The sequence below is a fragment of the Kitasatospora sp. NPDC098663 genome (assembly GCF_044760075.1).
Classification (GTDB): domain Bacteria; phylum Actinomycetota; class Actinomycetes; order Streptomycetales; family Streptomycetaceae; genus Kitasatospora.
In genome coordinates this window covers 93,376-104,077 of record NZ_JBIWAP010000029.1, presented here as the reverse complement: position 1 = coordinate 104,077, position 10,702 = coordinate 93,376, and the positions used below count along the sequence as shown (strand labels likewise).

The following is a 10,702-nucleotide window of genomic DNA, read 5'->3' as shown; positions in this document are numbered from 1 at the left end:
ACCTGGGCCATCACCCCCACCACCACATAACGCAGGAGGGGCTGTCCCCAACCGGGACAGCCCCTCCACCAACAAGATCTTCAGGAGCCTTCTAGCTGCTGAACTCCTTGACGGTGAAGCGCAGTTCGGGCTGCTCCCAGGGCGTCTTGACCTGCGGCGGGCGGGTGCCCGTGCGCTCGGCGCCCACCTGGAGGTAGAAGCCCTCGGCGGGCGGGTGGGACACCACCTTGATCGAGGCGATCCCGGCGGCCCGGGCGCGCTCCAGCATGTCCGCGATCAGCTTCCGCCCGATGCCGAGCCCCTGGGCCTCGTCGGCGACGAACATGAGGTCCAGTTCGGCCGGTTCGCGGATCATGCCGTAGAAGCCGAGCAGCAGGTCGGTGGTCGGGTCCGAGGCCAGGAACACCTCGTGCCGGGCGACGTACTCGGGGGTGACCCGGTAGCCGTCGATCATCGCCGCGTAGTCGCCGCGGTAGGCGGTGGAGGCTTGGATCAGTTCGGTGAGCCGGTCGGCGTCGGCCGCCCCGGCTCGCCTGATGGTCGTCTCGCTCATGCGGGCGAGTATAGGGGTGCTGACCAGGAGAGACCATTACTTTTCGGCGGCGGACCGGCGGCGGCGGTCGGCGGCCCGCAGGACCAGGACGCGACGGGTGCGGCCGTCCGCGGCGCGGGGGAAGCGGCGGATCTCGCTGGCGACGCGGCGCTCACCGAGCGCGTACCGCAGCGGGTCGAGGTGCCCGCAGCGGAGGCCGTGGCCGTCGTGCAGCGGCTGGACGCGGACCTCGCCGTCCGGGGAGGTCACCCGGACCAGTTCCACCAGGGCGGCCAACTGCCGCTCGGGGCCGAACAGTTCGGGGTAGGCGAAGAGCAGGTAGCCGCTCAGGGTGAGCGCGAAGGCGCCGTCCGCGAACGGCAGTCGCGGCAGCGCGGCGGCCACGTACTGCTGCGGGTGCGCGGCCGAGTCGGCGGCGAACAGCCGGCGGGCCCGGTCCCAGCTGCGCAGGTAGCGGTCCGGCCGGCAGGAGCGCGGTGACGGGTACAGGTGCGGGCGGGCGGCCATCGCGGTGGCCATCGACGCCCGGGCCGCCAGCGCGTGGGCCGCGACCTCGGGAGCGGGGAGCGCGTACGCCGGGTCGGCGGCGATCACCCGGCAGCCGAGCCGGCGCGCCTCGGCGGCCAGGCCGGCCGCACCCCCCGGGCAGTCCAGCACCGGGCCCGGCAGCGCGGCGAGCTGGGCCCGGGTGAGGTCGAACAGGTCGCAGTACTCGTCCAGCGGGCGGGAGGTGACCAGGATGTCCCGGCCCAGGGCGCGCGGGTCGGCGGGGGTGTGTGCGGCGGCCACCCGGCCATCCGAACACGGGTCGGCCCCGCCCGCATCCGGAGCACATCCGGGTGCGGGCGGGGCCGGGGAGACCGACGGGGCCGGGGAGGCGGGCGGGGCCGGGGAGACCGACGGGGCCGGGGAGACCGACGGGGCCGGGGAGGCGGGCGGGGCCGGGGAGGCCCGCGGGGTTCAGCGGCCGAGCAGGCCCTGGGCGGCGGCCCGGTTCACGTTGGTCAGGCCGCGGACCAGCTGCGCGGTGAGGATGATGAGCAGCACCCCGACCAGCGAGAAGCCGGCGATCTGCCAGGCCCCCTCGACGTAGTAGACGTGCTGGACGTTGTCGCTGTCGTAGAAGTCGAAGATCCGGTACCCGCGCCAGGAGGTGAAGGCCGGGAAGACCCACTGGTAGAGCGGGTACAGCGCCATCGCCCAGCCGAGCAGCAGGAACACCAGCGACAGGGCGAAGCTGAGGACCGCCCACGGGAACATCACCACCTGGTAGAACGCGGCCTTCCACCCGGCCGGGTCCGCCAGCCGCGCGGTGATCGCCCCCCAGGTGCCCGGTCGGGTCTGGCGCACCGGCGCCGGGGCGGGCACGTCCAGGGCCAGCATGCCGCGCACCCGGGCCCGCTCCATCCGGCCCATGCCGCGGGCGACGGTGGTCAGGAGGGCGAGGATGGGCAGGCCGAGGACGGTGATCAAGGTGCCGATCCCCATGCAGAACAGCACGATCGAGACGGAGAAACCGATGACCGACAGCGGCAGGCCGGTGAGCGTGTAGCCGATCTCGCGGTAGTAGTGCTTGGAGAACGGCGCCCGCCAGACGGCCGGCGGCTCCTCGGTCCGGTGGGCCCGAGCGGGACGCGGGTCGTCGCCGTAACCACCGAGGACGTCCCACTCGCGGTCCTGCGTGCTTCGGCTGATGCTCATGTCCCGGCCCCGGTCCCTCGTTCTCGACTGCTGATGACATCAGTCTGGTCGAACGGCGGACCGGAGAGGATCCGGAGGCCTGGCGGATCGGGGGTGGGGTTAACCCCCCCGGGCCTGACCCGGCAGGCCCGCCCCCAGGTCCGCGCCGAAAGGTCAGCCGGTCGCGCCGGTCCACTCGTCGGCGAGCAGCGAGTACAGGTACGAGTCGGACCAGGCGCCGCCCTTGTACAGGTCGTGTCGGACCCGCCCCTCCAGCTGGAACCCGAGCCGGAGCAGCACCTTGACGGAGGCCGCGTTGTCCACGTCGACGCGGGCCGCCAGCCGGTGCACGCCGAGGGCCTCGAAGGAGAGCTCGCAGAGCAGGCCGGCGATCTCGCCCGCGTAGCCGCGGCCCCGGACGTCGCGGCCCAGCACGTAGCCGAGGTGGGCGGAGCGGTGCCTGCCGAGGGTGAGGGAGGCGTGGGCGATCGGCGTGGCGTCCGCCGGGTCCTCGGCGTCGTCGCGCCGGGTGACGGCCAGCCGGTAGGTGTCCCGCTCCGGCGCCATCGCCTCCTCCAGGTAGAGCTCGATCTGGTCGGCGCAGGTCTCGCGGTCGCGCGGCTCGAAGGGGAGGTAGCGGGTGACCTCCGGGTCGCCGAACAGCTCGTACAGCGCGTCCACGTCGCCGGCGGTGTGGTGATACTCGCGGATGGCCAGCCGGGGGCCGGTGAGTCGTACGGGGACCATGGCAGCCGACCCTACTCCCGGCCAGCGGTTACCGTTCGAGCTATGAACGACGAAGACCTGCGGCTCGCCCCGCGCACCAGGGCCTCCGACCTGCTCGCCTGGGCGGCGGACGAGGACCGCACGCCGGTGGCCGAAGCGCCGCTGCGCGCGGTGCTGGCCCTGCTGGAGCTGGGCGAGGGCAGGATGCACGACGGCTGGCCCGAACTGACCTCGAACGCGGTGGAGCACCTGCTGTACGAGCGGCTCTACCTGTACGTCCAACCCGAACCGGAGGCGGACCCGCTGGCGTACGGCGCCGCCGTCCGGCTGCTGACCGACCACCAGCGGGCCGCCAAGCGGCTCAACGCCAAGCGCCAGGAGCGGCTGCACGCCGAGGCCGAGTGGCAGGGCGAGGTCGCGGCCGGGCTGCTGCGCCGCGCCGACCTGGTGACCTGGCCCCGGCTGTACGCGCTGCTGCTGCACGCGTACGGGGCGGACGTCGCGGATCCGGAGGCGGTGCGGGAGTGGCTGACCGGCTTCCGGGAGCTGGCGCAGGAGGAGCGGCTGGCCAGGTTCGCCGCACTGGCGCAGACCGGCTGGCTGGACGAGGTGGACGAGCAGGGCTGGAGCCCGACCCGGGTGATCTCGGTCGGCATGGCCACCGACGGCGCGCGCCGGCTGCTGGAGCAGGGCCTGATGCGGCGCAGCTACCGCAACCTGGCCGAGCTGACCGCGCTGGGCCGGCCGATGCCGGACGAACTGGCCGGGGACTTCGGGGCGTTCGAGGAGGCGGCGGTGGAGGCCGCGCTCGACCTGTTCGGGGAGTGGACGGTTCCCGGGCTGCCGCGACTGCTGGTGGAGGAGTTCCCGGACCTCGCGCCGGAGCCGGGGCAGGAGGAGATCGACGCGTACCTGGCCGGGCTGGCGCAGGAGGAGTTCGACGCGCGGCTGGAGGGGCTGGCGGGGCCTGCGCAGGAGGAGTTCGACGCGCACCCGGCAGACCCGGCGGACCCGGCGGACCCGGCCGACCCGGCGGACCCGGCCGACCCGGCGGACCCGGCGGAGCCTGCGCAGCAGTGACGCGGCGAAGCCCCGGCCGCGATGCCTTCTGGTTCCGGCGGCCGGGGCTTCGCGGGTGCGTCAGGGGTTGAGGCCGCGCTGCTCGAACCAGGTCTCCGGGTCGACGGGGGCGCCGCCACCGGGGCGGACTTCCACGTGCAGGTGCGCGCCGGTGACGTTGCCGGTGGCGCCGACCTTGCCGATCTGCTGGCCGGAGGCGACCTTGCCGGAGCCCTTGATGATCGAGGAGAGGTGGCAGTACCAGATCTCGGTGCCGTCGGGCAGGGTCTCGACGATCCGGTAGCCGTACGAGCCGGACCAGCCGGCCGAGGTGATGGTGCCCTGGCCGACCGCGTAGACGGGGGTGCCGGTGTCCGCGGCGAAGTCCAGGCCGGTGTGCAGGTGGGCCCAGTAGCGGGCGCTCTGGCCGTAGTGGGCGGTGAGGTGGTAGTCGCGCACCGGCAGGGTGAGGGCGGCGGCCTTGGCCCGCTCGGCCTCCTCGGCGGCCCGCTTGGCCTCGGCCTCCTTGGCGGCGGCCTTGGCCTCGGCCTCCTTCGCGGCCTGGACGCGGGCGTCCTCCTCGGCGGCGGTGCGCTGGCTGTCGGCCTGCAGCTGGATGCGGGCGGCGAGCGCGAGGCCGGGGTCGGCGGAGAGGGCGACCGGGGTCTCGTCCGGGGTCTCGATGGCCGGGGCGGCGGCCGGGGTGGCGGAGGCGAAGCCGGTGGCGCCCAGGGTGGCGGCGACGGCGGTGACGCCGAGCAGCGGGGAGGTTCCGCGGACCTGACGCGGCATCCGGTGCCGGTTGGTCTCGGCCTCCGGGCCCGCGTACTCGGGGCTGTCCGGGCCGGGGTGGTCGAGGAGCCGGGTGCCTGCTGCTGCGAGGCCGGCCGGGTGTGCCGGGGTGTGCGTCGACGCCACGGAGGCGCGCTCCTTTCCTTCCTTCGCGCCTACCGGGTTAGCTGACGGGTTCGGAGCAGGAAGGTCTCCTACGGCCGGGCCGGAGCCCCGCCGATTCACCCCAAGGAACGTGGTTCCCCGGCTCCCTGACCTGCCCGGAGGCCGGTCGGCGGGATTAGGCGACGGCGCACGGTGCCGTCTGGGTACGGCGTTGAGGACCGCGCTGCGTTATCAAACGTTAATCCTAGGAGGCCCTGATTCCAAGCCGTTCGCCCGGGACGACCGGAGGCGGGCGGGGCGCTCTGAGGCGCGAAGGGCGTTTTGTCCCTCTTGGGCCCCTTGAGCACGCTTGAACACCATTGACGCCGCCTCACGTGATCGGACGTCAACGGACGACCCGCCACCCGGGCGCCCCTCACCAACCTCCCGCGCCACGGGACGGCGAGGACGCAGGGACTTGACGGCTAAGGCTATTAGTCTTAGCTTTATGGCTATCGGCGGCAGCACCGAAGCCCCGCTCCGAAGCCCCGCACCGGCAGCCCTCCGGAGGCCCACCATGAACGCCACCAGCACCCCCACCACCCAGTACCTCGACGTCACCGGCGGCCGCCTCGCCTACGACGACACCCGCCAGGGCGACGGCGCCCCCGTCGTGCTGCTCCCCGGAATGCTCGACACCCGCGCCGCCTACCGGCACCTCCGCCCGCTGCTGGCCGCCGCCGGCCGCCGGGTCATCACCATGGACCTGCGCGGCTTCGGCGAATCCTCGATCGTCTGGGACGACTACTCCCCCGCCGCCATCGCCACCGACGTCCTCGCCCTGCTCGACCACCTCGGCATCGACCGCGCCGTCCTGGTCGGCAACTCCTACACCGGCGCGACGGTCGTCAAGGCCGCCGGCGACGCCCCCGAGCGGGTCGCCGGCATCGCCCTGGTCGACGCCTTCGTCGAGAACCCCCCGCCCGGCGCCCTCATGCGCGGCGCCCTGCGCGTCATGGGCTTCCTGACCGTCCACTCGCCCGCCTTCTGGGGCCTCTACCACCGCAAGCTGGCCTACCCGGGCGCCAAGCCCGCCGACTTCGACGCCTACGTGGCCGGACTCGTCGCCGCCATGCGCACCCCCGGCCGCAAGACCGCCACCCGCGGATACGTCGGCGGGGACTCCGCGCCCATCGGCTGGACCGCGGCCGTCCGCTGCCCCTCGCTCGTCATCATGGGCAGCGAGGACCCCGACTTCCCGAAGCCGGAAGCCGTCGCCGACCGGCAGGCCGCCGCGCTCAACGCACGGAAGGTCATGATCGACGGATCCGGGCACTACCCGATGGCAGACAACCCGCAGGCCACCGCCGACGCCCTGCTGCCCTTCCTCGCCGAACTCGCCTGAGCCCCACCCGCCCGCCTCAGCCCCCTTCCCCCTTCCCCCTTCCACCGACGGAGAGCCCGCACCATGCCCCGAGTAGGACTCACCCCCGAGCAGGTCGTCGACCACGCGCTCGCCCTCATCGACGAGCAGGGCGCCGAGGCCCTCACCCTGGCCGCCGTCGCCGCCCGGGCCGGGGTCGCCACCCCGTCGCTGTACAAGCACGTCAGCGGCGGCCTCGCCGAACTGCGGCGGCTCATCGCCGTCCGGGTCACCGAGGAACTCGCCGACCGGCTCGCCGAGGCCGCCGTCGGCCGCAGCGGGGACGACGCCGTCGCCACCGTCCTGCGCGCCTACCACGCGTACGCCACCGAGTACCCGCACCGCTACAACGCGCTCCCCCAGGCCCCGCAGCCGGACGACGACCTCACCCGCGCGGCCGGGCGGCTCGTCGGGGTGATCATCGCCGTCCTGCGGGAGTACGGCCTCGACGGCGCGGAGGCGATCCACGCCGCCCGCACCGTCCGCTCCGTCGCCCACGGCTTCGCCTCCCTCTCCATCGGCGGCGGCTTCCAGCTCGCCGAAGACCTGGCCACCACCCAGAGCCGCCTCATCACCCTCCTCACCACCGGCCTGCGCACCTGGCCCACCCCCTGAGACGCCGCCCGGCGCACCGGCCCCCCACGACGAACGAACGGCCGGCGCACCGGGTGAGGCGTGCGCGAGAAGTCGGACCGGCCGACTTCCCGTGCGGCGGGCAGGCAGCGGACCTGGGGGCGGTGGGGGCGGACGGGTTAGTGTGGCCGGGCTGACTGGTGGTCATGACAGGGGACCGCCGACCCCTTGGCGGAGGTCCACGTGCCCGCACCGATAGCGAGGGCGCGGCGGTGGTACCTGCGGCTGCTGGACGGGAACGCCCGGGCCGCGCGGTACGCGCTGGGGGTGCTGCTCGGGGTGACCGCGGTGCTGAGCCTGCTGCCGATCGTGCTGCCGTACAGCTGGCCGCCGTCGGCGCTGGTGCTGCCGCTGGTGGTCGGCGGGCTGCTGTTGCGGCGCGGGCAGCTGCTGGTGCTGGTGTGCGCGGCGCTGGCCGGCGGGGTGCTGGGGGCGGTGGTGCGGGATCCGCTCGGGGTGCGGATCGGGGTGACGCTGGTACTGGCCGCGACCGCGGTGACGGTGCTGGCCGCGAACCGGTTCCGGCACCGGCTGGGTCTGCGCGGAACGCAGGGCGATTCGATGCTGCTGGAGCTGGCCGAGCACACCCGGACGCTGGCCCGGCTCCCGGAGCGGCTGCTCGACTGGCACTTCGACAGTGCGCTGGCGCCGGCCGGCGACACCTCGTTCTCGGGTGACTTCCTGCTGTGCGCGCACCGCCCCGAGGAGGATCTGCTGGAGCTGCTGCTGGTGGACGTGTCGGGCAAGGGCAGCCGGGCGGCGGCCCGCTCGACGCACCTGTCGGGCGCGTTCGCGATGCTGCTGGGGCGGGTGCCGCCGGAGGCGTTCCTGCCGGCGGCCAACGACCACCTGGTGCGGATGGGCTGGGAGGACGACTTCGCGACGGCGGTGCACCTCGCGCTGCGCCCGGCGACGGGCGACTACCTGCTGTTCAACGCCGGCCATCCGGCGCCCGCGCAGTTCCGCCGAGCGGACGGCGGCGGCTGGGCGCGGTCGGGGCACGGCGGCCCGGCGCTGGGGCTGGTGTCGGGCGCGCTGTATCCGGCGGTGTCGGGGCGGCTGCGGCGGGGCGATTCGCTGCTGCTGTTCAGTGACGGCCTGGTGGAGGTGCCGGGTCGGGATCTGGACGAGGGGGTGGGTCGGCTGCTGGCGGCGGCCGAGCCGGTGGTGCGGCCGTGGCGGACGCAGCAGCAGCTCACCCGGGGTGCGGCGGAGCGGCTGGTCCGGACGGTGGCGCGGGACGCGGCGGACGACCGGACGCTGGTCCTGGTACGCCGTCTGGGCCACCATTCACCCGCTTCAGCACCCGCTTGAGAAATAAGGTATGAAGAATTAAGTGCCCGTTCGGGCACCCAGAGGGCACCCACCCCCCGAGAGCGGAAAGGCCGGGTATCCGATGGACCTGAGCTCTCCGTGGGTTCCCCCCTCCGAGGACGAGAGCCGGACACAGCGCAGCAGTCCCACCGCCCGCAGCCCCATGCGCTGCGTGCGCTTACTGCTCGGCTGCACCAGCGCCGCCGAACTGCTCGGCACCGTCCTCGCCGAGGGGCCGGGGTGGATCACCGGCGAGGGTTCCGCGCTCTACCTGCTGGATTCCGCCGGGATGCTCCGGCTGACCGCCTCGCACGGGCTGCCGGACTGGGCCCACGAGCGCTACAGCATCGTCGATCCGGCCGGTGACCTCCCCGCCGCGATGGCCCTGCGGTTACGCCGCCCGTACCTGCTCAGCCCCGAGCACACCAGCGTGGACTACCCGAACAAGAACGCCGGCATGGGCACCGGCATGGTCGCCGTGATCGCCCTGCCGATGGTCGTCGACGAGCGGCCGGTCGGCGTCCTGGCCCTCGCGCTGGCCCACCGGGGCACCGTCCCCCGCCGCGACCTGGACGTCCTGGAGACCATCGGCGAGGCCTGCGCCCACCGGCTGTCCCACCTGCTCGACCACGCCGACGCCCGGATACCCCAGGATCCGGCCGGGGAGCCGCCGGACGGGGCCGGGAGCCTCCCCGCCGGGCTGGCCCACCCGATGCTGTCGCTCGCCGTCCGGGCGGCCGGGCACGGCGCCTTCGAGCGCGATCTGGTCACCGGCGAGAGCTACTGGGACGCCGCGGCGTTCCGGGTCACCGGGCAGCCCGCCACCGCCGACGGCTCCGCCCCGGAGCTGGACCGGATCGTCCACCCGGAGGACCTGCCGGACGTGCAGGCCGCGCTCGCCGAGTCGCTCACCACCGGCGGGTGGTACCGGATCGGGTACCGGGTGCTGCGCGGGGGCGGCAGGGTGGCGCGGATCGAGGAGACCGGCGAGGTGATGCTGGACGTCCACGGCCGGCCGGTCCGGGTCGCCGGGCTGCTCTCCGACCGGGACCAGGGCCGGCCCCAGGGCCAGGGCCAGGACCGGGAACACCCCCGGGAGCAGGCCGAGGACCAGGCCACCCCGGGCGGGGCCCGGACGGCACTGCTGCTCGCGCTCACCCGGTCGCTGTCGCGGGCGGTGACCGTCCGGGACGTCACCACCGCCGTCACCGACGTCGCCCGCCCGGCGTTCGGCGCCGCCAGCATCGTCCTGGACCTGGTGGACGAGGGCCGGCTGCTGCCCGTCTCGCACACCGTGTACGGCGGGCCGAGGCGCACCGAGCTGACCCGGCTGGCGGACCTCTCCGAGAACGTGATGCAGCACGCGCTGACCCGTTCCGCCCCGCTGTTCAGCGAGCCCGACGCGGGCCGGGGCCGGCACGGCCCGCTCACCCCGGCCTCCTGGGCGGTGCTGCCGCTGGTCGCCTCCGGGCGGCAGGTGGGCTCCTGCCTGATCACCTTCTCCGCCGAGCGGGCGTTCGGCCGGGAGGACCGCACCCTGTACTCGGCCTTCGCCGGGATCCTGGCGCAGTCCCTGGAGCGGGCCCGGCTGTACGACACCCACCACCACCGCGCCACCGAGCTGCAGCGCGCGATGCTGCCGCGCACCCTGCCCCGGCTGCCCGGGATCGTCAGCGCCGCCCGCTACCTGCCGAGCACCGAGGGCATGCAGATCGGCGGCGACTGGTACGACCTGCTGAGGCTGCCGGACGGCCGGATCGGGTTGGTGATCGGCGACGTCCAGGGCCACAACGCGGAGGCGACGGCGGTGATGGGCCAGCTGCGCAGCGGCCTGCGGGCGTACGCGACGGACGGGCACGATCCGGCCGCCACGCTGGCCCGGACCAGCCGGCTGCTGACCGAGCTGGACACCGACCTCTTCGCGACCTGCCTCTTCCTGGCCCTGGACCCGGCCGACGGCGCGCTGACCGCGGCCCGGGCCGGGCATCCCGCGCCGGTGCGGATCGCGGACGGCAGGGCCGTCGAGCTCGACCTGCCGGGCGGGCCGCCGCTGGGCGTGGACCCGGGGCAGCCGTACCCGCTGACGGCCGGTCGGCTGGCGGTCGGCGAGACGCTGCTGGTGTACACCGACGGGCTGGTCGAGGACCGCGAGGAGGACTACGACGAGTCGGTGCAGCGGATGCTCGGCGGGCTGGAGCTGTGGGCCCGGCAGACCGGCCCGGCCCGGGCCGGCGCGGCGCCCGCGCTGGAGCGGCTGGCCGATCTGCTCACGCTGAACGTGACCGAGCGGCGGTCCCGGCCGGACGACGTGGCGCTGTTGCTCCTGCACCGGACGTCGCCCCTTCCGTAACACCGTGCGCACGTTCCCCACACATCCCAGGACGTGACTCGGCCATCGCCCGCCCGGCCCGGACGACGCACCGCAGGCGCCTCACCGG

At 74.5% G+C, this 10,702-nt stretch carries 10 protein-coding genes and 1 riboswitch; of the genes, 5 read left to right on the top strand and 5 right to left on the bottom strand.

Translation table 11 applies throughout. The annotated features are described in order from the left end of the window. Positions 1-91 precede the first annotated feature (91 nt). From ACIQVZ_RS28305 to ACIQVZ_RS28290, 4 genes are all read right to left on the bottom strand, one after another. Positions 92-553 (bottom strand): GNAT family N-acetyltransferase, encoded by a 462-nt coding sequence (locus ACIQVZ_RS28305; protein WP_350880512.1) that lies wholly within the window; start codon positions 551-553, stop codon positions 92-94. A gap of 36 nt (positions 554-589) precedes the next feature. Continuing rightward, positions 590-1,342 (bottom strand): hypothetical protein, encoded by a 753-nt coding sequence (locus ACIQVZ_RS28300; RefSeq protein WP_402453667.1) that lies wholly within the window; start codon positions 1,340-1,342, stop codon positions 590-592. Between the two features lie 171 nt (positions 1,343-1,513). Further along, positions 1,514-2,254, bottom strand: coding sequence for a sensor domain-containing protein (locus ACIQVZ_RS28295; protein ID WP_350880516.1), 741 nt, complete (start codon positions 2,252-2,254; stop codon positions 1,514-1,516). Between the two features lie 153 nt (positions 2,255-2,407). Next, positions 2,408-2,980, bottom strand: a complete 573-nt coding sequence (locus tag ACIQVZ_RS28290) for a GNAT family protein (protein WP_350880518.1) — start codon at positions 2,978-2,980, stop codon at positions 2,408-2,410. A 42-nt stretch (positions 2,981-3,022) separates the two neighbouring features. On the opposite strand from ACIQVZ_RS28290, the gene ACIQVZ_RS28285 reads away from it, so the two are divergent. Continuing rightward, positions 3,023-4,039, top strand: coding sequence for a hypothetical protein (locus ACIQVZ_RS28285; RefSeq protein WP_402453664.1), 1,017 nt, complete (start codon positions 3,023-3,025; stop codon positions 4,037-4,039). Between the two features lie 60 nt (positions 4,040-4,099). On the opposite strand, the gene ACIQVZ_RS28280 is transcribed toward ACIQVZ_RS28285, so the two are convergent. Beyond that, positions 4,100-4,936, bottom strand: a complete 837-nt coding sequence (locus ACIQVZ_RS28280; RefSeq protein WP_402453661.1) for a M23 family metallopeptidase — start codon at positions 4,934-4,936, stop codon at positions 4,100-4,102. 12 nt (positions 4,937-4,948) lie between these two features. Beyond that, a riboswitch (cyclic di-AMP (ydaO/yuaA leader) is annotated at positions 4,949-5,107 on the bottom strand. A 364-nt stretch (positions 5,108-5,471) separates the two neighbouring features. Here ACIQVZ_RS28280 and ACIQVZ_RS28275 point away from each other — a divergent pair. From ACIQVZ_RS28275 to ACIQVZ_RS28260, 4 genes are all read left to right on the top strand, one after another. Continuing rightward, a complete protein-coding gene (locus ACIQVZ_RS28275) occupies positions 5,472-6,299 on the top strand; it encodes an alpha/beta hydrolase (protein ID WP_350880524.1) in 828 nt (275 codons plus the stop codon). A 63-nt stretch (positions 6,300-6,362) separates the two neighbouring features. After that, on the top strand, positions 6,363-6,932 hold the full coding sequence (locus tag ACIQVZ_RS28270; RefSeq protein WP_350880526.1) for a TetR-like C-terminal domain-containing protein: 570 nt from the start codon (positions 6,363-6,365) through the stop codon (positions 6,930-6,932). 201 nt (positions 6,933-7,133) lie between these two features. Beyond that, a complete protein-coding gene (locus tag ACIQVZ_RS28265; RefSeq protein ID WP_350880528.1) occupies positions 7,134-8,264 on the top strand; it encodes a PP2C family protein-serine/threonine phosphatase in 1,131 nt (376 codons plus the stop codon). A gap of 172 nt (positions 8,265-8,436) precedes the next feature. Next, entirely contained in the window at positions 8,437-10,614 is a 2,178-nt protein-coding gene (locus ACIQVZ_RS28260) for a SpoIIE family protein phosphatase (protein ID WP_402453658.1), read from the top strand. Positions 10,615-10,702: the final 88 nt, after the last annotated feature.